This window comes from Enterococcus sp. 2STP (genome assembly GCF_032465635.1).
GTDB classification, from domain to species: domain Bacteria; phylum Bacillota; class Bacilli; order Lactobacillales; family Enterococcaceae; genus Enterococcus_B; species Enterococcus_B lactis.
Genome location: NZ_JAWDJH010000015.1, coordinates 67,282 through 92,050 on the forward strand (window position 1 = coordinate 67,282; position 24,769 = coordinate 92,050).

A 24,769-nucleotide genomic window follows, 5' to 3' on the forward strand; every position below is an offset into this window, starting at 1 on the left:
TATCTATGCCTCCTTCATCAAAGGGACCTTGATTTCTACACTTGTACCTTGCCCTTTAAAACTAATGATTTTTACTGTTCCACCAATACCAGCTACTCGTTCTTTGATATTGTTCAATCCATAACTTCCCGTTTTCGTTTCATTCATATTAAACCCTGTTCCGTCGTCAATAATACGCAATAAAAGATTATTGTCTATTTTATGCAAATATACCTCTAATTCATTGGCTTTGGCATGTCTTAATGTATTTGATAACAATTCTTGAACGATTCGGAACAAGTGATCCTCAATGGAACTAGATAGTTTTACATCTTCTACATCCCATTTCAGCGAAATCTGGATTTTATTTTGCAATTCCTTCAATAACTGCTCGATACCTTGCTTTAAACTTTTCTCTTCTAAATTGACTGGACGCAGATGAAGAAGCAGCGCACGCATCTCAGACTGGGAAGCGTTGATGATCTCTGCTACCATTTTCAACTGCTTGCGGAACATTTCTGGTGTCTCGCTTTTTTCTGCTTGCTCCGTCAATGCCGACATCATCATCATTGCTGCAAATAATTGTTGCGAAACTGAATCATGCAGCTCACGGGCTAATCGATGTCTTTCTAATTCTAAAATTTCTTCTTTGGTTTGTCCATCTACATATTGGGGACGGCTCGTTACAATTTGTAATTCACTAGATACTTCAATCATTTTTTCTTTTATTTTAGTGATTTCCTTATCAATATCTTTGATGTATAAATCGTCCGATGCACTTGGGATCGGAAGAAGCAACAATTTGGATTCATAATTGCCAGAAGAGAGTGCACGCAGCTTTTCTTCGATTTTCCCGTATTTTGTCTTTTGAATAAGTGATAATAATAGAAAGACGATTAATCCTACACCTAAGGAAATAGCTAACAAATGGAAGATAAGCGGAACATATAATAAACGTGCACGCAGTAATTCTCCCCACCAATGACTTTGATTACTGGCATAAAAATAAGTGAAAAGTGAAAATAGAATAATAAGGAAAGCCGCAATCCCCGAATAAACAGCTAGCATCGCTCTGGATATTTTTCCCATCATATTCGTATCACCTCGATATCTCCAATCAAGGTATTAGTAATAATCTTCAGTCTACGAGGGTTTTCATCATAATCACTGCTGTAGATTTTGATTTGTTCATTTTTCAAAGAAAATTGCTCTTCTTCAAACAAGACATTTCCTACTAATGTCGCATGCTCTAATCGGATGGCTACGCCCAAAGGTACTAAGATCCGTGTTCTGCCTATCCCTTTTCTTACAATCACAATATTATCATCTTTTGGCAAAAGCGTATTGCCCAAATCTATGATAGTATCACCAGAAATGACGGCGATGTTGATATCGTCCCATTCATAGACGTCGTTTCCAATACGTTGGGTACCGAATAATTGCTGTCTTTTCCGCTCATTATTATGTGTTTTTAATTGCTCTGTTTGGACCATCATGATCTGTTTCTTTCGCCAAAAAGCATTTTTGGTTAAATCTATTCCTGAAATCTCTACACCTTTTAGTCCAATAAATAAAACGGCAAATACAGCCATCATCCATAAAGCAGGACTGTTGACTAAGCTAAAAAAAATGACCAAACTTCCTAATATCAATTGAAAATTTTGAAATTTAGTACGAGGATGTTTGCGCATAGCTAGATATATATTGAAAATACCGAATATCACTAAAAGCAAAAGTCCAGTATTGTTTACGATTTGCCAAACAGCAAATAACAGCAGTAGTGCTTCAACTACCACAAAAAAACGCCAAGAACTATTCATCGCTCTTTCTCCCTCCTGACACATTCTCATTTCATCATACCTATTTTTTTAACTGTTGGCTATAGGACTTTAGATGTAAGATCGTTTGTTGAAATCTGAAATATACAAAGAGAAAAAGATCTAGAGTGTATCATCAGTAAGATGAACTCTCTAGATCTTTCAGTCAGACTACGCTTGTTCTACTTTGACGATTTTAACTAACATATCGCCACCTGGAGTAGCAATAGTTACTTCATCATTTTTACGTTTGCCAATCAATGCTTGCGCAATAGGAGAATCATTGGAAATTTTGCCAGAAAACGGATCTGCTTCAGCACTTCCGACAATCGTGTACTCTTCTTCTTCTCCATCTGGTAGTTCGATGAATGTAACTGTTTTACCAATTGATACCTCATCTGCATCTACACCGTCGTTATCGATGATTTGAGCAAAACGAATCATATTTTCAATTGTTGTGATTCTTCCTTCAACAAATGCTTGTTCATCTTTCGCTGATTCATATTCAGAGTTTTCGGAAAGATCTCCGAAACCGCGGGCAATTTTGATTCGTTCAATGATTTCCCCGCGTTTGACTGTTTTTAGTTCTTCTAATTCTTTTTCTAATTTTTCTTTACCTTCTAGAGTCATTGGATAAACTTTCTCTACCATGTGTAACGTCTCCTTTTTTCGATAAAATACCGCAAAAGGTAATCTTTTGAGGAATATAGTCCAAAAAAGATTACCACGCTTTTCTTCAAATGTAAATGTTTTTCTAAAAATGATCAATGTCTAGAGCCTGTTTTTCTAAGAATTATTTACATATTTTTCCACTAATTCCATATGTTCTTCATAAGTTTTAGCGAAATAAACATTTCCAGTGCTCGTATCTGCTACGAAATAATAATAGTCATTTTCTGCTGGTTCTAATACTGCCTTGATAGCCTCTTCGCTTGGATTGTCAAAAGGTCCAGGTCCATAGCCGGTATTGGTATACAAATTATATGGTGAATCTACAGCTGTATCTTCATACGTCACTAATTCTTTGTGTTCACCTAATGCGTATAAAACAGAGATATCTGACTGAAGTGGCATATTTGCTTTGATTCGGTTAAAGAAGACTTGTGCAATGTTTTTACGATCGTTTTCTTTTACGCCTTCTTTTTCAACTAGAGAAGCTAGAGTTAAAACTTCTTGTACAGTCAAATTTTTCTGCTTGATAGCTGAATAATAGTTTTGCATGACCGTATTCGTCTTGTTCACCATTTCAATCACTAGATCCTTAAGCGAAGTACTCGTGTAATAATCATATGTGGCTGGGAATAAGTAACCTTCCAAACGGTATTTTGTGTTCTCAGCTTTAGATGCACTTTCCAACAGTTCTGGGAATTTTTGGTGCAACTCGTTAAAGAAAGTCTCATCATTCACTAAATCTAAAAATTCTTTCTTGTCTTTACCAGTTACCTTCGCTACCCGTTCAGCAATCTGATCGATATCGTACCCTTCTGGAATGGCAATTTTCCCATCTGCAACTTTTGTTGGCTCAGAAGTGCCGCCTTCTTGCAGCTGTTTGCCAATCTCGTCAAGAGTCATATTAGGCGCTAACTGATAATAGCCAGCTTGAAAGCCAGTTAAATTTTTAAATTTTGTATAATAATTGAAAACAATCCCGCTTTTAATAATATTGTCCTTCTCCAAAATCTCACCAATCTGCTTGTTAGAAGAGCCACTCGGGATCTCCACTTGGACTAATTGGTCATCTGATTTATCTAAAGGCTTCAACCCGCTATCTACATAACGATACACGGTAAATCCAAGAAATCCGCCAATAATTAATAATGTAAGAGCAATCACTAAAATGATCTTCCTCACAATCTTATCTTCTTTTTTACGCAGATTTCTCCGCTTGTCGATTATATCTGCTGTAGCTGCCTTACTGGCTTCTTTTTTATCTTTACTTGGGTGTTGTTTGTTTCCTGACAAAACAACTCCTCCTTACTATCATCTTCGTAACTCTGTTTATTATACATGAAATTTCTACTGCCGTGAATTATTTTACCAAATATTATGTCAAAATTGTAAGTGGCAAATACTCTTTTTGAGGATTACAATGAAAAATAGTTAAAAATGGATAGAAAGGAATTAACATGTCAAAAGGAAAACATCGAAAAAAACAAAAAATTTCTATTTCTTTTCTTGTAATTTTATTATTGTCTGTCAGCTTCTTTTCAACAGGCATCATTATAGGAGGTCAATTAACAAAAATACCTCAGTCCCAAACTTATAAAGCGGAGCCAACACAACTTACTTCCAATTTAACGCCCGATGAGCAGAGGCTTGCTAGCAAAATTGATCAATTACTACAAAAATCAGATTATATCGGTTCGATTTATGTTCGCAAAAATAATCGCGTACTATTAGAAAAAGGATATGGATATGCAAATCTGCGCGTAAAAGAATCGAATTCACCTTCTATTTACTATCAAATCGGTTCGATTCAAAAAGCAATGACTGCTTTACTGATACTAAAACAAATCCAAGCTGGTAAGTTAACTTTTGACACAAAGTTAGCAGAATTTTATCCTCAGATTCCTGGAAGTCAGCAAATCACAATCAAAAATATGCTTTATATGCGCTCTGGTCTTCATCGAACTGCTTCTCCCGACAAACCTATGTCGGATAGTGAAATCATTCAGTTCGCCCTTCATCATTTGAAACTTACTGATTATGATACGTATCATTATGAACCATTGAATTATACATTGCTTACAGGGATATTGATCAAACTAACGAATCAGCCTTATGAAACTCTTCTAAAAAAAGAAATCATTCGTCCTCTCCATCTAGAACATACAGATTTTTATGACAATGTAAAAAATTCGCCTCAACATGCTGTATCTTACCAGATGTCTGCAACTGACGATTATTCAAAAGCATTGATCGAGCCTGAAACCGACATCCGAAATGAATTAGGTACAGGAAACATAAGTATGTCTGTTTATGACTTGAACAAATTCTTTACCAGTGTTCTTTCTGGCGGTATCATACCAAAAGAACTACTTTTCTCATTGTGGCAAAATAATGGTGATAAACATCCTTACAGCGGCGGTGTTTACAGTGGAAACGATTATATCCTTGCTCAGGGGAATATCAATCGATTCCATGCAGTAGTGGCGATGAAAAAAGACACTAAAGATGCCATCATTATGGAAAGTAATATCCAATCAGATAAAAACATCAAATTGCCGGCCACTGATTTAAGAAATCAGATTTATGAACTGATGGAAGGTGTTAATTTAAAAAGCTAAGTCGAAACAAAAAAACCAGCATCTTGCTGGTTTTTGTTTTAGTTGATTTCTGACTTTAAATACCGTTCCATTCCGCTCAATATATCAAATTTAGGCTGATAGCCTAAAGAACGAATTTTTGAAATATCCGCTAAGGAATCACGAATATCCCCTGAACGCTCCGCTTCATATTTAAGCGCTAGCTCTGTTCCTAAGATTTGATCAATTGAATGGATCAATTCAAGTAGCGTAGTGCTTTTTCCTGTACCGACATTGAATTGCTGTCCTAAAGCTTTTTCTTCCTTGGCAACAAGTAAAAGTGCTTGTATAACATCTTCTATATAAACAAAGTCTCTAGACTGACTCCCATCGCCAAATAAAGTAAATTCCGCTTTTTCTCCTGCCAATTGTTTTTTGTAACGATCCACTAGAATCGAAATGACTCCGCTATATGGAGAGTTCGGATTTTGATTTGGGCCATAAACGTTAAAAAATCGGACAGCACTTGTTGGAACATCATATAAATGACAGTAATCCAAAACATATTGTTCTGCTGCAAATTTATCGATAGCATATGGTGTTAATGGACGGATGACTGATTCTTCTTTTTTTGGCAGTGTTGGTTCATCACCATAAACTGCAGCTGATGAACTAAATACTAATCGTTTTAAATTAGATTGATATTTTCGTGCTAATTCAAGCAATAATAGCGCACTGTCAAAATTTACACGATGTGTTTCTACAGGCCGTTCTACAGAATCTGCCACACTAGCTACAGCAGCTAGATGAAAAATATAGGCAAACTGATATTCTTTCATGATTCTTTCCATCAATTGAGGATCTGATACATCCCCCTCAATGAAAGTCACTTGTTTCTCCATATCCAAGTTTTCTTTTTTTCCCATTGATAAATCGTCGACTACTACGATTTTGTTTTCTTTTCCCAAATAATTTGCTAGCGTTGAACCGATAAAACCAGCTCCGCCAGTAATCAATATAGTATCCACAAGTTTCACTCCAATTATGCATTCTCATACTTAATACAGTTAGTTTACCATTTTTAGCCAGGAAAAACTATATAAAGAATACACAGTCTAAATGGACTGATAGCCGAATTTTACAAATTAATCGCTTCAAAAATATAAAAACAGCAGAGTAAATTCTAGCCGAACCTACTCTGCATTATTTTATATTTCAATATAGCTTAACGTTCTTTTAATAACAAGCGAAATTCGCCAAAGCTCGCAAGGAAGCTGCGATGTACATATAGCAAATAAATCACATAAATCAAGCTATAGATACCTAGACTAATAAAGTCACCGCCAAACCAGATGTTACTAAAAATAAAAGCAATCGTTAGAATCGTTTCTACCAACTGTCTGTATCCAACAGGTAATTTCATTCCACGACAAAGAAAATATTCTGCTAAATTACAGCGAAACGCTAAACTCAACAATATCAAGCCTACTGCCAAATTCAAGTTACCTATCACAAATATAATGACTAATGAAGCCACTAACGAAAAGGATAGCGTCATCACGTTGACCATTAATATCGTTTTTTCTTTACGCAAAGTCTTTAAATACGTATTAATAAGTAAAGACATTCTTCCTTCATAAATAACGATCGGAAACAAGATTCCCATAAAATTCAGACTTTCCCTATATTCGGGTAGCCACATGGTCAAAACGATTTTTGCTGGAACGTAAAATAACAGCAAACCGTATGTTAATGGAACAAATAGATCACGTAAAACACGAAATAATTCAGGTAGCCTTTGCTGATTTGTCCTTCTTAGTAATGGAAACATAACAATTCCTACTGCATTAACAAATGTTAGGAACATATTTGAAATACTCAGCGTAAAGGACAGTTTACCGAAAGTTTCGATTGACCATCGTTGTTGAACAAAGAACCGAATAGTTCCAATAATGAGCATGCTAGCAATACTACTTAACATTAACTTACTACCGATGTTGATATTATCAAAAATTTCAGGGACAAGTTCTTTTAGACCCATCATATTGACTTGCAACATATCTTTGACTCGAGTCATTCCCCAAAGCGTCACGATTAATTTAGAAGCAATATCCATAATAATCAGCCAATAAAAATCTCTGCCGCCTAAAGCAAAGTAAATAGCAATAAATAAGACATAAAGATATCGATCATTCCGAGAAAGCTGCGCATATTCTTTTATTCGATTCGTCGATTGGAAAATATACAGAATAAAAGTTTTAACAATCGTAATCACTGAAACGACAGCTGTCAATATTAAAATGAGTGATTGGGAACTGTTTGGCATAAAGAAATAAGCCCAAACAACTATAGCTATTGAAACAAAGAACTCAAAAATCGTTAGATACCAAAATTGCGAACCTAATGAACGTTTATCGATATCTTTATACTCTTCCCCGCCTATTTTTAAGTAAATACCGTCAATCCATCCAAAATGCAAAAAGCCTACGTACGAAGAATAAAATACATATAGTTGCCAATAACTATACTCAGTTACTCCTAATAATTTTGGCACGAATAAATTTAGTAGGATTGAGATACCTAATGTAGCAAAATTTGCGGCTACTGTATAATATAAATTTTTTACTACTGATTTTGCTTTTTCATTCATACTCATGACCTCTTACTTTTATTCAATTTTAAGACGTGGTATAAATCAGCAGCATAATTAAATTTATTTTTATAGCGAAATGCATTTGCGAAAACAGAACTCAATTTTTTCTTTGTTAAAATATTGATTCGCATTAGATTTTCTTTCTTCATCTTATCTATAATCATTTCTTTTTGTTCTATATTTTCAATAGATTCCTGCTTCTTCATAAACATTTTTGCTGAATCTAGACGAACATTGAATCTTTTTAATGTATTAATCCTACCATCATAGATTCCATTTTGTTTTCTTGCAGTAGATACTTCTTTTTGAAATGAACTATCCCCATGTCTTCTAAATTTAATTGTAGGTATGGGCAAATAGTATAATTGATCAAAAATCAAAGCTGCACCCCACATTGCTAAATCATGAGCTGATTTTTCGGCTATGGTATAGTATTCTTGTACTTTTGGAACAAATTCTTTTTTTACGGCAAATACACACCCTGGTCTTTTCAATAAAATATTTTCTGAGCGAAAGACTACTTTTGATGCACCATCTTCGTCGATAGTCTTAAGTTTTCTTAATTTAGCAGAACTACCTGTCTCTTCAATTATTTCTGTATAATCAGAAACCAAAACTGAGATATTTTTATTTTTCTCAAATGGTGCGCACATTTTTTCGATTTTATCGGGTAACCATATATCATCTTGATCACAAGTAAATATAATTTCCTTGGTAGCTGCAGAAAGAAGTTCCATGAAGTTATCTCGCCATCCGCGATTTTTCTCATTTACTTTAAATATCCAGTTGTCCAGCTTATTTTTTTCAATAAACTTCCGGATTAAATCTGCTGTTTTGTCTTGAGAGCCATCATCATAAATCAAAACTTCATCAATTAATTTCGTCTGGTCACGAAGTGATTTTAATTGCTCTATGATGTACTTTTCACCATTATAAGTAGCCATTACCACAGAAGTTGTTAATTTTTCATTCATTATATAAACCTCGTATTCATCTTCTTAATCCTTAAAATAAAAATCGTATGGATGATGTGTGACTCTTTCTTCTTCAGGCGGTAATTCCATATAGTTATCATATCTAAGAGTTAAGAATTTATCTCTTTCTTTAATAGCCATAAAAGTATGTCCTTCAAATTCTACATCTTCATATTCTTTGAACCAGTCAGTTGGAAAAACACCCCAATAGATGTTGATGAATTCCATATATCCACAGAATTCTGCTTCTTCAAACGGATATTTTGTTACTAGAGATTCATATTTATTTTTCCAGTAGTTATAATCCCCTTGGCGAAGTAATTTACGATATTTTGGATAGTATAAAATTCTTTTAGCTTTAGCTTTCAGCCAAGAACGTGAAATAGCATAAGAGTGATTCAAAGAAAAAACCATATTCGCTCGATATAATTCGCAAAGTTCACCAAATTTTTTACGTTCATTCAAATCTGTTGGGAACCCATCAATAGGGAAAATATCGACATAAACGCCAAGATTTTCATCCTCACTATTATAATATTGCTTGCTTACCGCTTTTGTATGCTTATCAACTAATTTGGCAAACGCATAACGATAATTCTCAGTATTTTCCGGACTTAAAAGAAGATAGTCTTCTTGTTTTTTGAGCAACTCAAGTAGTCGTTCATAGTTGGGCCTTGTTAAGACGATGTCTAAATCATCATCCCACGGAATATACCCCTTATGTCGTTCAACACCAATCAGACTCCCGTAAAAGATAGAATAATCAATATTGTGTTCTCTACATAATTTGTCAATATATACTAAGATATCTACGCTTATACGCTGGATATCTTCATTCGTTAGTTTTTTCATTTCATTATTCACTCACCTTTTACTTTAGTGTATTCAAATGCAGAAATTCCGCCTAAATACAACCAGAAAATAAAACTTCCTATTTTATTTACTAAAACGAGTTCTGTTAAAAACATAGCAGAAATCAAAATTGCAAGTACTGCCATGGTATTTAACACATACGAATCGTAGTCTTTTATAGTACGCATAAATAGTTGTCGCAATGTATTCCAAATCTTAATTCCCAGAAATACAAGTAGCGGTATAGTCCCTAACAGACCTGTTGTTGCTAATAAATAGAAGATAAAATTATGGGAAGTTTGTTTTTTTGTTGCAATGAACGTATTCGGTAATTCTTTTTGAGCATAATTAACCAAATTACGAGGTGAACTCCCGACAAGCGGACTACTTTGAAAAATCTCAAACGAACTTTTCCATAAAGCAAAACGATTATTAGACACATCGTCCTTATTTACAACATCATCCCGTTTTAAACTGATAGAATTCTGATCTTTATCTGGATTTTCAGACTTTCTAGGAACATATCTTGCTGTTATATTGATCAATTTAGGGGCAGCATATTTCCCTGCTTCAGCAATTCCTAAAACAGCTCCAGTTCCAATAACCCCACAGATTACTGCCAATAACAATTTAGAAGCAATCGTCTTCCCAAATCGGTTATAGACAATAAAGAAGATAGCAAAATAAGCACACAATACCAAAGCAATCTCTGCTGTTCTTGATCCAGATAAAATGATGTAAGCAAATTGAAGAAGGATCGTAACTATGCTATAAATTTTTGCCATTTTGTTTTTATTCGTCATTAATAGCTTTACAGCAAGAAAAACAACTGCTACAGAAGTTGCACCGGCAAAATTAGGGTCAGAAAAAACACCATACAAACGGTTCTCGACAAATCCTGCTCTAAACCCATTATAGAATTTATCTAACTCCTGTACGTAGGAATAATTTAACGCAAACATTCCTAAAGAGATAAGAGCTAAGAGATTCCAACAAGCAAGCAATATTTTTTCAAACATAGGAATGATTTGTTTGAAATGGTCCTCCCTACCTATACGAAAAACGACAAAGAGATAAATAAACTGCCAAATTACTAACTTGATATTATCGACGATTCCGGAAGGACCGTTTAAAAATGTGGATAATAGTATGGCTAGTATGAAAGCTAGAAGCAGGTAATCTGCTTTTTTCAAGCTGAAATTCTTAGTAAATATATCTACTGCAGTAATTAATGCTGCCCATACCGTAATCAGTGTAAACAACAAGGTATCATATTTTGAGGGAATCAGACTGTAGTAATTGATGATACGAATAATCAGTGCTATCCCAAATATTAAAATAAACCCTTTTTTACTATATTCTGAGTATTTATGAAACTTAACAGAATCCATTTTTTACACACTCACCTAACTATTTTTACTTTTGTATTTCTCATCTTCCAAAATTGCAAGTTTCTTATACAATCTCACATTCAACTGCAATACAGTTGCAGCTATTTTTCTGTTTCTAGTGAAATATGGACTACGTAGTATAAAAGTATAGTTTTTCCTTAAAAAATCAACAATTTGTTTCGTAACAGTACTTTTTTTCTCTGCATGGCTAATCATTATTTTATCTAAAACAATGAAATATGCCCAACAAACTCTAGTATGTGCAATATCTGAATATTCAGGATAATTCGTTGCAATATACTTCTCATTCATTTCCCAAGCTTCTATTGTACTCAGATCTTTTTCGGAATAAGGAGAAGTCGTAATACTATTCGTTCTATGGTAATAATAGTATTTAGGTGTCATATCTACGACAACTTTTTCTACATTTTCTAACAAATGGAACATTACTGCCCCATCTTCCGTAATTTTTCCAATTGGATATCTTATATGATTAAATAATTCTTTTTTATATAATTTATTTACCGGATGGACAGATATCACTTTTGCTTCCAATATCATTTTAACAGTTTCGTTTTTTGTTAATACGTAATGACCAGGTGTCTTTGCCTGAGGTTCTTTACCTTCATAAACATCGTAGATTCCGCAGATAGATAAATCCGCTTTTTCTTCAATCAAGTTATTATATAGAAATTCATACATATCAGATTCAATATAATCATCACTATCAACAAAACCGATAAATTTTCCTTGTGCATTTTCTAAACCTGTATTTCTGGCTGAGCTGACACCACTATTAGGTTGATGTATTACTTTTATGCGCTTGTCTCTTTGTTGATATTCATCGCATATTTCCCCCGAACGGTCAGAGGATCCGTCATCTACAAGAATTAACTCAAAGTCAGCAAATGTTTGTAACAAAACAGAATCAATTGCTTTAGCTAAATACTTTTCTACATTAAAAACCGTCATGATAATACTAATCTCACACATTTTGCTTCTCACCTTTAACTAATTCTACTGTGTGTATCAATGATTCTTTCAATTCAAATATTGGATACCAACCATTTTCTTTGATTTTCTTGTTATCAAGTATCGCTGTACTAGCTTTTGAAAAACCTTTTTGTTCAATCTCATCCGGCAATTCAAAAATTACTTGTTTGCCGCTGATATCAGCTAGCTGTTGTGCTAATTCTTTTAGTCGTAAATCAAAGTTTTCTGAAGAAACATTGTACGCCTCTCCTTTTTCTCCTTCAAGCAGTAAATGAAGAATAGCAGAAACAGCATCTCCAACATAAACATACGAAAAATACTGATTTCCTTCACTTTTTAAAACAATATCCTTTTGTTCGACTGCATTTAAAATAAATTGTGAGGATGCTTTCGTATCGGATAAAAGCATCGTCGGACCAAACGTACGGCAAAGCCTTGGAATCACGATGTCGAGGTCGTGTTTTGCGATATAGGCTTGGCATAATGATTCACTGACTCTTTTTCCTTCAGGGTAGCCTGCTCTCAGTGTATTACAATCGATATACCCGCAGTAATCTTCTGTGAATTTTTCTATATCGCCTCGATTTTCGCCATAGATTTCTACTGTTGATAAAAATAGTACTCTCTCAGGCTGGGTTGCTACTGCATGTTTCAATACTTGCTCTGTACCTGCAAGATTAGTCATGATCGTACCGATTGGATCAGTTGCGTAAGCCTTAGGATGTGTGTTACTTGCACCGTGTATCAAATAGTCAGCTTGAATTTCTTTTGGTAAGGGTTCTGTGACGTCACCTTCAACAATTTCGAAAGTATCTAAGGAAAGATAACTGGCAAACCTTTTTTCAAGCTTCTGACGGTTTCTGCCCATAGCATATACTTTGATTTTGATGTCTAGTTGTTCATTAGCAGCCATCAACGTATCAATCAAAAAAGAGCCGATCATTCCCGAAGCGCCAATCATCAGAACGGTTTTGCCATGTAGCTGTTTTATTTTTGGTGTATGATTGATCACTTTTGCCAAATCTTTTTGGTACATTGGTTGTTTAATCAACGTCATCATCTTTCTCCTAGTCTTTCATTTTTAAATATGCTTTGAACAATTCTAGATCATCTGTTGTTGTCAATTTGATATTTTTATCAGAACCAGCAGCAAAATATAAAGTTTCTCCTAAATCTACCATCATGGTATTCGTATAGGAAGAATCAGTCATACCAATGTCTTCTTTCACTGCTCGGTCATATGCTGCCCGTAGTTTTCCGTATTGATAAGCTTGTGGAGTTGAGACACGCCGTAATGTGTTACGATCGACATACTGTTCCGTCGTTTCTTCTGTTTTCTTGATAAAAATTTGTTCATTGTAAGGTAGAGAGGTTACGCCATTACCAAATTCTTTACATTTAACGATTACATCTGACAATACCAGTTCGTCTACTAGTGGACGGATACCATCATGGATGATGATCGTATCATCGTCTTCAGAGTAATCTTTCAAAAATTGGACACCATTATTGATTGACTCTTGTCCTTTTGATCCCCCTGTGATGACCCATTGGACTTTGCTAATATTGAATTCTTTGATATACGCCCACATCGTTTCTTCCCAGCCAGATTTACAAACGACTAAAATCCGATCGACCTGTGGATGTTTTTGAAATGATTCTAACGTATAGATAATAATAGGTTTACCTTCAATTGTAATGAACTGTTTTGGGATATCTTGTCCCATACGTTTACCGACACCGCCGGCAATAATAATAGCTGTAATCATTTTTTTTCTGCTCCTTTAGTTAAATAATATTTTCCTTTGTACATTTTGTATGAATGTTCTGGGTCAATATAAACTGCTTCATGGTGAGAAACCTGATCTTTTTCAGGGGGAAGCTGCATATAGTCGCCAAAAACTTGACTTAAATAATGATCATAGCCAATTGGTACTGGCATCTCTGTATCTTCGAATGGTACCCACACAGCAGATTCAAAGTCTTTTGCAGGATAAACATTTCCCATATATCGTGGACCGACACAAAGTTCTGTAACGAAATTCGTCGGGTTATCATTGTATTTGGTCATCTGCTTTTCAGCATATCTCCATATTTTATACTTCGTTTTTGCGGATACGCTATTTAACAATAACTTTCCAGCTAATTCCATTGCTTTCCCATGGTTTTGCGGTACTTGCTGACTTCGATAAAGCGCATAGATCATTGCCCATATCTTTTGCTTTTTCCGTTCTGCTTGCTTTTCAGGTGCAGTATCTAACGGAAAAATATCTAATTGGATACCATGAGGGATATCTAAATCTTCCTGATACGTTTTAATAAAGGTCGTTTGGACGTTACGGATAGTTGTAAAGGAGTTCCGATCGTGATTCGTCAGAGTTGGTCTTAATAAAACAAATTTATCTTTTTGTGGGCCGGTTTCCCATAATTCAGCTAAGCGATCATAATCCCTTCTAGGCATGAAAAAATCTAAATCATCATCCCATGGGATAAAACCTTTATGTCGAATTGCTCCGATTGCGCCGCCACCACAAAAATAACACAACAAATCGTGACTTTTACAAAAATCTACAAAGTATTGTGCCATTTCGAGATTTACTTTTTGAATTTTTTTTAATTCAGGATCTGTACTGTACATTATAGTTGCCTCAACCATTCTTTTATTAATCTTCCCTATTTTCTCATAAATAGAGGCGGTTTTCAATCTTATGCAAGTGGTTCTTTCTTTACTGACTGAAAAAGGATAGATAAACAGCTATTTTTTGTTTTTAAAAGGGTTGTGACAAAAGACAGTCACAACCCCTTATTCCGACTTTTTTAATAAACTCTCTTCAACAATGCCATGATGCTTGGCATTTTCACTTCCACAAAGCTGCCGGCTTTCACCGCAGATAATAATAGAGGAGCTGGCAAATTATACAGCCATTTTGTTACTTTTTTCGCGCTGGAATCAGTCAATGCAACCTTTTTAGCTTCTTGGATGGCTGGATCATTCAAGATATGCATAGCTTCTTCTCTTTTTTCTTTAGCAGTTCGCTCAGAATTCTCATAAATAGAAAAAATGACAGAGGTTGTTCCTTTTAAAAGAAGAGAAGCCATACCTGGTTTGTCTTTATCACTTGTCACGACATTTGCTAATTCATAAAATTCTTTAAAGGTTTCAAATTTATTCGGTTTATATTGGTTGGTTATCCCTTTTCCACCTTCAAAATGATAGATATACTCGATTCTTGGATTCAATATTACTTGCTGACAATGTTCATAATAGTTCAAATTGAAGATACGGTCTTCACAACTGCTGTAATTTTTGAATAGAATCTGTTTTTCCATCAAGATTTCCCTCTTGTAACATTTGTTCCAAACCACATACATCAACTGCTGATTCATCAGATGATACATATCATCCACGAACTGTTCATGATTTGTATATTGGTATTCTGGAACAAGATAGTCCTTTTCCGAAATGATTTCTTCCCCGCTTAGCGTGCGGAATGTAAAAGAACTGATAAGCAAATCTGCTTCAGGATACTGTTCAAACAACTGCTGATAATCTGCCAAAATTTCTTTGACTGGCTCATCGTCTGCATCGAAAAATAATACATATTTCCCTGTAGATTGCTTGATGCCTTCATTTCGAGCAAGTCCAGGTCCTTGATTTTCGGTTGTAAAAAGTTGAAAATGACTATCTCCTTGGATAGCTGACTGAATCAGCTGCTCTGTTTTGTCAGTTGACCCATCATTGACCAAAATCACTTCATATTCTTCAAATGCCAGATTTTTTAAAACTTCTATAGTATGAACGATCGTGTCTTCGGCATTATAAACTGGAACAATTATACTAAATATCGGATGGCTCATTTCATTTCTTTCCTCCAGCTTAGCGATAAATTTTCTCTTGTGAAAAGTCGATTTCTGCTAATGAACTGATATTTTCATCTTCATCTAGTCCTTGTGAGGACATCTTATCAAATAAGATTTTGATTGTTTGAAGTAAAATCTTTAAATCTAATAGTAAGGAATACTTTTTGATATACAACAAATCAAAACGTAGTTTACTATTATAATCTGATACATATTTTCCGTATACTTGTGCATATCCGGTAATCCCTGCACGTACATTGTGTCTTAAATAATAATAAGGATTTTCTTCATTGAACTGATCAACGAAAAATGGTCTTTCTGGACGTGGTCCGACGATCGACATATCGCCTTTCAATACATTAAAGATTTGAGGTAATTCGTCAAAACGTACGGCACGGATAAATTTGCCTACTGGTGTCACACGTGCATCATTGCTCTTTGCCAAGACCGGGCCTGATTTTGCTTCAGCTGTTGCACTCATGGAACGAAATTTATAGATTGAAAATTCCTTTTGATTTTTCGTAATACGTACTTGTTTATAAATAATTGGTCCAGGTGAAGTTGTTTTTACCAAAATCGCTGTGATTAGCATAAAAGGTGAAGCGAGGATCAGTAAAATAAGCGAAACGATGATATCAAAGAGACGTTTGAATAATTCATATTCCGGCTGAATTTTGAAACCGGAAGCTTCAATGATACTTTCATCTTCGAAATTCATGATGTTCGGATTGATCATCGTTAAATTTTCAAAAGTTGTATTTAAAAACAGCTTCTTCTCTTTTTTTGTCACTAATTGATAAATATTGATTTTTTCATCTTCTGGGATTTTTGAAGCCAAGTAGACAATATCGATGTCATCAATCAATTTTTTTGTGTTTTCATAATAATTGTCGATCACTACTGCTTCAACCTTATGTTTGTTGTTTTTCTTAGATTGAAAGTTTTGGATCGCTGGTGCGACATCTTTCTCCAAACCTACGATAAGTACTTTCTTATCACGACTGACTCTTAAGTATAGTTTATAAACGACTATCCGATAAACGCTAAGTAATATCGTGCCAAGTATAAACGAGAGCACGATGACGCCACGCGGAAATGCAAACCAACGTCCAGCAAAAGTAACCACCATGATCCCCAATGCTATCAGCACCTGTCCAATAACAGTAATGAAGACGATATCACTGATCATTCGGTTATAGAATACATAAGCTCCTAACAAAATATTCAACGCAATAAAGATAATGGAAATAAAAACTGCTGAATGCTGAAAGGTCTCTAAGTTTCTTGCTGGGACTTCTCCTTGGAACTTCAGCAAAAAGCTAAGATAGATCGACACATTCAATACAAGTACATCCATGATGATAATGAATATCCTGCGTGCCGCATTCCACTCCCCATTTTTATTCATATATACACTCCTAACCATAAAATAATGCCTCTATCATCTTACCATAGCAAAGTTTAAAAACCTAGTGAATAACCAAATTGTAAAAGAAATTAAAAGAAACTAGAAAAGGCAACTATTGTATGCTTATATGTGTATTTCTGCCTAACAGAGAGTTGGACAAAAACCGTATCACATGCTTCCTACTGAATGGATGTTCTTCCTATCATCTCTTCGGTCACAAGTTACAATATTCATATAATTAAATTAAAAGAACTGTATTTTCATCAATAAAAATGAAAATACAGTTCTTTGCTCAATCAGGTCTCAACGAAAAATCGCCGATTCCTTCTTTAGTTAGATTATCGTTATAAAATGGGTCATGAGCAATATAAGAAGGCCACTTATCTTGCATTTTTTTGATTTCCCCAGCAAAACGTCTTTGTTTTTCTGGTGTATCTTCATAACCTCTTGATTTAGATTCGAAATGGTACAATTCCGCTTGATGTGCATAGACATTGTAACGACCCAGTTCATAAACTTTCAAGCACAAGTCAACATCGTTGAATGCTACTTCTAATGTTTCATCAAACCCGTTAACAGCATTGAAGTCAGCTGCCTTGACCATCATACAAGCTGCAGTGACTGCTAAGTAATTGACGTCAATGACCAATCGGCCGAAATAACCACAATGTGTTCGATCATAGTTATTCAATGCATGTCCTGCAACACCACCGATTCCTAATAATACTCCTGCATGTTGCGTCGTATCATCTGGATAAAACAATTTTGCTCCTACACAGCCGATTCGATCAAACTGTGCATAAGAAACCATCGCCGTCATCCAATCTGGCTCAATCACTTCTGTATCGTTATTCAAGAATAAAAAGTATTTGCCGTTTGCTTTTTTTGCTGCTAAATTGTTGATTCGAGAATAATTGAATGGAATGTCAATCAATTCTACGATAAAGCGGTCTTTCAGCTGATGCTTGTATTCTGCAAATAATTCTTGCATTTTTGGATCTGTACTTCCATTATCCGCAATAATGATTTCATAATTTGAATAAGACGTTTTTTCGATGATCGAATCTACACAAGTTTTTAGATCTTCATAGCCATTCTTCGTTGGAATGATCACACTGACCAAATCCTCTTGCAAGACGTCATAAGTAATCTCATAAAATCCAGAAATTCTGCCAGGACGTACGCTTCCTTTGATGTTCCTTCTAAACAGGGCATCTGTCAATGCTTTCACTCCGGAATCATAGATATAACTTTTGGCTTCACCATTACTTGCAGTTGACCCTGGGATCGTCCGCCAATGATACAAGACTCGGTCAATGTGGTAAATATGATCTGCAGGGATTTGTTCTGTCACACGAAGGACCAAATCATAATCTTGAGAACCTTCATAGCCTTTACGGAAACCGCCAAGTTCTTTAACAATGCTTGTTCGATATACGCCTAAGTGAGAGATATAATTATTTCCCATCAATGTATCAGGAGACCAGTCTGCTTTGAAGTGCGGATCAAAGCGATTGCCGTCTGCATCGATTTTATCTTCGTCACTGTAGATCAAATCCAGTTCTGGATGTACATTTAGCACTTTTGCCACTTCATATAATGCAAATGGCGGTAATTCATCATCATTATCTAAGAGTGCTATAAACTCTCCTTCTGCCATTTCCAATGCAGAATTAGTTGCCAGACTGATGTGTCCATTTTCTTGTCGGAAAACGACTTTGATTCTATCATCTTTTGCTTGATAGGATTCCAGACACTTTCGGATAGCTGGATCAGTGGAAGCATCATCACTGATACATAGTTCCCAATGAGCATACGTTTGATCCAGTACCGAATCAATGCATTTTTCGAGCCATTTGATTTCAACGTTATAGACAGGCATAAGTATGGAAATCAATGGACGGTACGCAAATCCTTGTACTTCTTTCCTTTGCTCTTTCAGATCAGGTTTCTCATGACGACTGATCCACTCTGCATAGTCGATCGATCCTGGCTTCAATTCCAATTTGACCCGACGGATCGCTTTTTTTACGCCATGAGTCCTTGCATAATTTATCCCTTTTTTCAGTAATCTTTTTTTTCTTTCCCATGAAGATTCAATGCCGTCATCATAAGGGTATTTACCGTTTAATTTCACAGCTATGCCATTTTGATGTCTCGCTGTTTGGAAGTCTAAGATTGCTTTTCCTCTCATTTTCCCTGATAAACGTACCTTAAAACCGCTTTGGGTCTTAACATCAAGATTATATAAATGATTGATATCCAATCTTACGACATGTGTTGCTTCAGCAATCACATTTTCTTTTTCTACCTTTATCGTAGGGATTTCTTTGGTCACTTCATCAATTGCCCAGCCCACAATAAGCAAATCGCCAGTGGCCCGTTCACGAGTGATTTGATCGATAAATACGGCAATTTCTTTTTTTTGCACGATTCGTTTACTCCTTATCTTTATAAGTTAATCATTATTTACATTTCAATGATCCATGATTGGCCATTTTGAGCCACTGCTTCCACTAAGAATGAACGTTCTTGCTCGCAAAGGATTCGTAATTCAAATCCCGCTTCTGTTCCTTTTGCGAGCTGTTCTGCTTGATTGACTTCTTCTCGTGAAACAGGAATTGCTTCGAAAAATGGCGATTGGTCAGCTGATAACTTATAGGACAATGGCTGGCGATCCGAATTAGCGATTCCCCAACCGATGATTTTTAATATTTTTGTTTCTGCATCCCAGATTTTCTCGTCAATACATATAGAAAGCTCTTTTTCTTGGATTTTTTTCGATGTTTCTTTCTTACGTCGTCCTAGTCTATGTTTGATTGTCCATTCATCACTTTCCAACAATGTGCAATAGCGATTTGTGGTTGTTTTTAACGTATGGACTAGTCTTGTATTTTCCTCAAGAAGATGATGATTTTCTTTTTCTAATTCATCATTTTTCTCAGAAAGCTGCTTTGTGACTTCAGCCATGGGACGAATCGTTTCCAACAATTCTTTCATTGTTGGTGTCAATTCCCCGATAAAGCGATAGTGACAATGGATAGTCACTTCTTTCCCAGAAATATCCGTTAGAACGAACTCTGGTAATTCTTTCCCATCAAACAAATAACAATCATTTACTGTTTTGACTACAGCATTCGAATCGACAAATGTGAGTTTTTCTCCGGCAGCTTCTGCGCTGAATTCGATAAAGCTAGGTTGTTGCGCGAAGCGAAACACCATTCTTTCTGTTGTTTCTGATACGGGGAAACTTAGTGTCTCATTTTCCCCTGTGAAATTATTGAATGGTATTTGTTGGATTGTTTCATCTTGTTTCGTTTGCTGGGTTACTTCTAACACTTTTACATAATTAGAATTTTGTGGCTCTGCAATGGAACTTTGTGCTACTGGATGTTTCATCAATGAGAAAAAGTATTGGTAGACTTCACCAAATGGTCGCATTTTGAAATCATAGCGTACAGCTTCCGGCAATTCTTCATAAGTTGATTTTAATTCTGTATCCCCTACAGCTAAGTACAAGTAATCTTCAATATTAATGAATAATCCCGCTTTTTCAAAAACTTTTTGGAAGCCATCATGAGTATAAAAAGAATTATGGGTTTCATCTAGGAGACCATAAGAAGCCCATGGCAATTGGTTATTGAACAAATCGATCATGACAGAATTATGCGCCAAGTTAGGGAATGTAATCAGGATCTCTCCTTCTTCATTCAAAAATTCTCTGACTTTCTTCAATGTTTTTCCAGGATCTACCAAATGTTCTAAAACATCCGCAAACAAGACGTAATCAAATGTCTGTCCAGCATAATAGTTTGCCCACTCAAAACTTTCAATATCACCATAAAATCCATCTTGAGCAAATTCGCTGACAAAATCGAACAATTCCTTATCTAACTCAACAATACTCACTTCACATTGTTTTGCACCGATTAAATGTTTCGTTAATCGGCCGTTTCCGGGACCAAACTCTAAAACTTTACTTCCTGGTTTGATCTGTGCGGCAATTTTTCCCACACTGCTTTGTTCATCTAGGTCCATTTCAAAATCATATTTCATTGCTATGAGTCCCTTCTTCCCATTTATGGTCTAAGACCACGATGCCTTCTCCGATATAAGAACCGCTGACAAACAAATTCATGTACTTTGTCTTATATACCAAAGGAACCGTTGCATTTTCTTCAAAGACCGCAACGTCAAAATAATATTCACCAGCTAACAAACCTAACTTTTCATACTCCAGATAAAAGATATTCTCTCCTTTTTTCCAAGGAATCTTGATACCATCTAGTAGAGTATTGAGTCCGCACACATAAAAATTGTCGACTGTTCGTAGCGCAATTCCTAAAACCGGATTTTTGATTGTATCATCTTTTACTTCATAAGTTACTTTAACGTATAGTTTTTCTCCTTGTTCCAGCATATCCACCGGATTTTTGTCTTTATCCAACAATTCCGCTTTCGTCACGTCGACGATATCTGGAGCGGCGAACCGTTCTACTTGGTTTTTATTCCGATCCACTGTTTTAACTGATTTTTTCTTTAAAAAGTTTTCATAATTCGTCGTTACTTCCATCGTATCGCCATATTCGACGACTTCTCCGTTTTTCAACCAATAGGAACGATCACAAAAACGGCGAATCGAACTGATATCATGAGAAACGAATAAAATCGTCTTTCCCGAGTTCTTGATTTCTGTAAATTTTTCCATACATTTTAGTTGAAATTCAAGGTCTCCTACTGCCAATGCTTCATCTACAATCAAAATATCAGGATTCACATTGATTGCTACAGCAAAAGCTAGACGAACGAACATCCCACTTGAATAAGTTTTTACAGGTTGATAAATATGGTCGCCGATGTCAGCAAATTCAATGATATCATCGACCATTTCATCAACTTCTTCTCTTGAAAAGCCTAGTACCATCCCATTTAAATAGATATTTTCATAGCCAGAATACTCAGGATTGAATCCTGAACCTAGTTCTAGCAAAGCAGAGATTTTCCCTTCGATTTCCATCGTACCGGATGTTGGTGTCAGTACCCCTGTAATGATTTTCAACATCGTAGATTTTCCGGATCCGTTTTCTCCAACGAAACCGATCATCTCACCTTTTTTTATTTCTACATTCACGTTTTTCAACGCATAAAACACATCATGATAGGATTTCTTAAAAGGATTAAGAGCTTCACGAAATCGATCCGACGGTTTTGCGTACATATTATAAGATTTTGTGATATCTTTTAGTCTAATTGCATATTCTGTCATAGCTATTCTCCTTACAGCACATCTGAAAAATGTGGTTTCAATCTACGGAACACTGCAGAGCCGATTACGAACATTACTAATGTGAACACCCAGAAATACAAAGTATATGTTCCATGCTCCCAGAACCAAGCTTCACTTAAAAACGACTCACGATAGCCTTGAACAACATAGTACAGCGGATTTAATTTCAATATGCTTACAAGACCTGAGTCAAACTGGTTCGGGCTCCATAATATCGGCAACGTCCACATGATCAACTGCAAGACGATCGTAATCAATTGCATGATGTCTGGTAAAAATGGTTGGATGGATGCTGTCAGCCAAGTCAATCCTGTCAAGAAAGCACACATGCAAAATAGATAGTAAATCAGCTGTAAAGACATGGCTGAAGGATATATACCATTTATAAGCGCAACAGCTATGCCAATCAGAATGAAAAATAAATGGGTGTACAAATTGGATAGGATTTTCGTCGTGGGCAAGATACGAATATTGAATACGACTTTCTTTACTAAATAAGTATATTCCCGAAAAACAACCGTAGTTGATGCAAAGGCATCAGAGAAGAAGAACCAAGGAATCATCCCTGTAACTAAATATACGATAAATGGGTATTTTGCATCGATCATTTGTGCTTTCAATCCAACGCCAAATACCAGCCAATAAATCAATACAGTAAATAACGGATTGATAAACGCCCATAAGATCCCTAAAAACGATCCTGCATATCTTGATTTGAAGTCATTGATCGAAAACTGTAGCAGCAATTTTCTGTTCTGATAAATGTCCTTCATAAATAAATACAAATCTTTAAACATTTGTGTTCCTCCAAGCGATTTCAGTGAATTACAGTCAAGTGCCATTTTACCATATTTTTGGTACCGAGCTGCGTTCTTATTTATTTCTTAATTTTCTATGATACAAGATTTTCTCTAACGTTTCTATTTTACAGAAGATGCTAGACAATTGCAATAAACCAAAAAAGGCTGCGACGGTTGTCACAGCCTCTCTCGTATTTTGCGCCTATCAATGATAGCGTTGGATCCTGGAAGAATGAGCGCTATCTGGTTGTTCCTCATAACTTGGATCTCCAGCATTCATGTCGTCATATGGCTCTTCTATGTCATAGTATTCTTCCATAACTTTCGTTTCGTCATAGCGATGAACGGACATAGCCAACAGGATATAAATAATCGGAACCCATGGATATGAAGTCAATGTATCCTCCATAAATGACTGCATCATCACCGCAAAAAAAGCCCAGATAAAAGTCATCTGCCCGTTGGATAAATCTGCTTTCAACGTTAAGCGACCAATAAAAAGGATAAGCAGCAAAGCAGCAATTCCAAACCCTATTAACCCATAGATATTCAAAATAGAATTATAACTATTGTGGTTTCCTAAAAATTGGTTTCCTCGTTGGAAGATGAATGTTTTCATCCCTAGTAAAACTTGCTCAGATTTTTCTCCTAGCGTCTGATAGAATTTATGCCAAATATCTTCTCGACCGGTAAACAAATTGACTTTTTCGGAAACAGCGGCTAGATAAGAAATCGGTAAAGCCAAAAGAATCGTAGCCGTATAGGCAATAAACGGCGCACGAATGACACGCATCAATGATTTAGGTAAAAGATCCAATATCGCAAAAACAATCAATGCAACTAATGCGCCTCTTGATTGACAGACCCAAATGCCTAAAAAGGCTGCAACGACTGCTATCCCACCGATGATACGAACATACCACCGTTCAAAAGAACTGGCAAATCCGCTGATCAATAAAGCAAGAGTCATCAAAGAACTTCCGATTGTATTCGTATTGATCCAAATATCAGAAAGCGAATTTCCTGGAGCCCAGATGCTTTGTCCTTCTGGTACTTGGATCTCTGTAAATACACGATATAACGTGATTCCGAGGAAGACCGTAAAGACAAGCAGATAAATCCCGCGATCCCATTTTGTCCACTCAATCCATTTAATTACTAAACAAAATAAAATAATCAAAGGAAACAGTAAATCTCCAAATAAAGACTCATTTCTTAATTCCCGAAAGTAAGAAAAGAAAATGAAAAGTGCAAGCGCAACACCTAGATAAAGAAAATCGACGCCTTTTGCTTTATAAACATTTAAAATGAGCAAAATAACCACACTAAAAGTGATAAGTAGCGAACTGTTGTTATATATAAACAAAGTGGCTGGGAAGCTTAATCCTGCTGTCCAAACAGAAAAGACTAGCGTCAGCAGCAAAAGCAAGAAACCAGCACTCATTTTGTTGACAAATTTTTGTACGATTGCTTGAATTATCTCCACTCTCCTTTCTAATAATACTTCAG

General features: G+C 35.6%; 21 protein-coding genes. 1 reads left to right on the top strand and 20 read right to left on the bottom strand.

What is annotated here, in order from left to right; translation table 11 throughout:
• Positions 1 to 3: 3 nt before the first annotated feature.
• The 4 genes from liaS to mltG all read right to left on the bottom strand — a co-directional run bounded on the left by liaS (position 4) and on the right by mltG (position 3,758).
• Positions 4 to 1,071 (bottom strand): two-component system sensor histidine kinase LiaS, encoded by a 1,068-nt coding sequence (gene liaS / locus RWU19_RS05680; protein WP_002289154.1) that lies wholly within the window; start codon positions 1,069 to 1,071, stop codon positions 4 to 6.
• Complete coding sequence (liaF, locus tag RWU19_RS05685; RefSeq protein WP_316002702.1) at positions 1,068 to 1,799, bottom strand: cell wall-active antibiotics response protein LiaF; 732 nt, start codon at positions 1,797 to 1,799, stop codon at positions 1,068 to 1,070. Before liaF ends, liaS begins: the two co-directional genes overlap by 4 nt.
• A gap of 168 nt (positions 1,800 to 1,967) precedes the next feature.
• Complete coding sequence (gene greA, locus RWU19_RS05690; protein ID WP_002289156.1) at positions 1,968 to 2,447, bottom strand: transcription elongation factor GreA; 480 nt, start codon at positions 2,445 to 2,447, stop codon at positions 1,968 to 1,970.
• A 135-nt stretch (positions 2,448 to 2,582) separates the two neighbouring features.
• The gene (gene mltG, locus RWU19_RS05695; RefSeq protein WP_002289159.1) at positions 2,583 to 3,758 is read right to left on the bottom strand and encodes an endolytic transglycosylase MltG; all 1,176 of its coding nucleotides are present in this window, start codon (positions 3,756 to 3,758) and stop codon (positions 2,583 to 2,585) included.
• A gap of 164 nt (positions 3,759 to 3,922) precedes the next feature.
• On the opposite strand from mltG, the gene RWU19_RS05700 reads away from it, so the two are divergent.
• Positions 3,923 to 5,083 carry a serine hydrolase domain-containing protein gene (locus tag RWU19_RS05700; protein WP_123838060.1) on the top strand — a complete coding sequence of 387 codons (1,161 nt, stop codon included), beginning with the start codon at positions 3,923 to 3,925 and terminating at the stop codon, positions 5,081 to 5,083.
• A gap of 38 nt (positions 5,084 to 5,121) precedes the next feature.
• Here RWU19_RS05700 and RWU19_RS05705 read toward each other — a convergent pair whose 3' ends face one another.
• The 16 genes from RWU19_RS05705 to RWU19_RS05780 all read right to left on the bottom strand — a co-directional run bounded on the left by RWU19_RS05705 (position 5,122) and on the right by RWU19_RS05780 (position 24,746).
• Positions 5,122 to 6,069, bottom strand: a complete 948-nt coding sequence (locus RWU19_RS05705) for an NAD-dependent epimerase/dehydratase family protein (RefSeq protein ID WP_123838059.1) — start codon at positions 6,067 to 6,069, stop codon at positions 5,122 to 5,124.
• 197 nt (positions 6,070 to 6,266) lie between these two features.
• Positions 6,267 to 7,691: a lipopolysaccharide biosynthesis protein gene (locus RWU19_RS05710; protein ID WP_002346324.1), complete on the bottom strand. Its 1,425-nt coding sequence runs from the start codon at positions 7,689 to 7,691 to the stop codon at positions 6,267 to 6,269.
• A gap of 2 nt (positions 7,692 to 7,693) precedes the next feature.
• The gene (locus tag RWU19_RS05715) at positions 7,694 to 8,668 is read right to left on the bottom strand and encodes a glycosyltransferase (protein ID WP_002339639.1); all 975 of its coding nucleotides are present in this window, start codon (positions 8,666 to 8,668) and stop codon (positions 7,694 to 7,696) included.
• A 24-nt stretch (positions 8,669 to 8,692) separates the two neighbouring features.
• Positions 8,693 to 9,520: a phosphorylcholine transferase LicD gene (locus RWU19_RS05720; protein WP_002339638.1), complete on the bottom strand. Its 828-nt coding sequence runs from the start codon at positions 9,518 to 9,520 to the stop codon at positions 8,693 to 8,695.
• 8 nt (positions 9,521 to 9,528) lie between these two features.
• On the bottom strand, positions 9,529 to 10,911 hold the full coding sequence (locus RWU19_RS05725; RefSeq protein WP_002339637.1) for an O-antigen ligase family protein: 1,383 nt from the start codon (positions 10,909 to 10,911) through the stop codon (positions 9,529 to 9,531).
• Positions 10,912 to 10,926: 15 nt separating this feature from the next.
• On the bottom strand, positions 10,927 to 11,904 hold the full coding sequence (locus RWU19_RS05730; protein WP_002339636.1) for a glycosyltransferase family 2 protein: 978 nt from the start codon (positions 11,902 to 11,904) through the stop codon (positions 10,927 to 10,929).
• On the bottom strand, positions 11,897 to 12,964 hold the full coding sequence (locus RWU19_RS05735) for an NAD-dependent epimerase/dehydratase family protein (RefSeq protein WP_086286573.1): 1,068 nt from the start codon (positions 12,962 to 12,964) through the stop codon (positions 11,897 to 11,899). The genes RWU19_RS05730 and RWU19_RS05735 overlap by 8 nt, the downstream gene beginning before the upstream one ends.
• Before the next feature lie 7 nt (positions 12,965 to 12,971).
• Entirely contained in the window at positions 12,972 to 13,673 is a 702-nt protein-coding gene (locus RWU19_RS05740; RefSeq protein WP_002310302.1) for a 2-C-methyl-D-erythritol 4-phosphate cytidylyltransferase, read from the bottom strand.
• Positions 13,670 to 14,542, bottom strand: a complete 873-nt coding sequence (locus RWU19_RS05745) for a phosphorylcholine transferase LicD (protein WP_002314203.1) — start codon at positions 14,540 to 14,542, stop codon at positions 13,670 to 13,672. Before RWU19_RS05745 ends, RWU19_RS05740 begins: the two co-directional genes overlap by 4 nt.
• Positions 14,543 to 14,721: 179 nt before the next feature.
• Positions 14,722 to 15,762 (bottom strand): glycosyltransferase family 2 protein, encoded by a 1,041-nt coding sequence (locus tag RWU19_RS05750; protein ID WP_123838058.1) that lies wholly within the window; start codon positions 15,760 to 15,762, stop codon positions 14,722 to 14,724.
• Between the two features lie 19 nt (positions 15,763 to 15,781).
• Positions 15,782 to 17,173, bottom strand: a complete 1,392-nt coding sequence (locus RWU19_RS05755) for a sugar transferase (RefSeq protein ID WP_002322621.1) — start codon at positions 17,171 to 17,173, stop codon at positions 15,782 to 15,784.
• A 292-nt stretch (positions 17,174 to 17,465) separates the two neighbouring features.
• The gene (locus RWU19_RS05760; RefSeq protein ID WP_123838057.1) at positions 17,466 to 19,604 is read right to left on the bottom strand and encodes a glycosyltransferase family 2 protein; all 2,139 of its coding nucleotides are present in this window, start codon (positions 19,602 to 19,604) and stop codon (positions 17,466 to 17,468) included.
• Positions 19,605 to 19,642: 38 nt separating this feature from the next.
• A complete protein-coding gene (locus RWU19_RS05765) occupies positions 19,643 to 21,229 on the bottom strand; it encodes a class I SAM-dependent methyltransferase (protein ID WP_123838056.1) in 1,587 nt (528 codons plus the stop codon).
• Entirely contained in the window at positions 21,219 to 22,439 is a 1,221-nt protein-coding gene (locus RWU19_RS05770) for an ABC transporter ATP-binding protein (protein WP_002289079.1), read from the bottom strand. Before RWU19_RS05770 ends, RWU19_RS05765 begins: the two co-directional genes overlap by 11 nt.
• Positions 22,440 to 22,450: 11 nt before the next feature.
• Positions 22,451 to 23,257, bottom strand: coding sequence for an ABC transporter permease (locus RWU19_RS05775; RefSeq protein ID WP_002289081.1), 807 nt, complete (start codon positions 23,255 to 23,257; stop codon positions 22,451 to 22,453).
• Between the two features lie 208 nt (positions 23,258 to 23,465).
• Positions 23,466 to 24,746, bottom strand: a complete 1,281-nt coding sequence (locus tag RWU19_RS05780; RefSeq protein ID WP_123838054.1) for an EpaQ family protein — start codon at positions 24,744 to 24,746, stop codon at positions 23,466 to 23,468.
• Positions 24,747 to 24,769 lie beyond the last annotated feature (23 nt).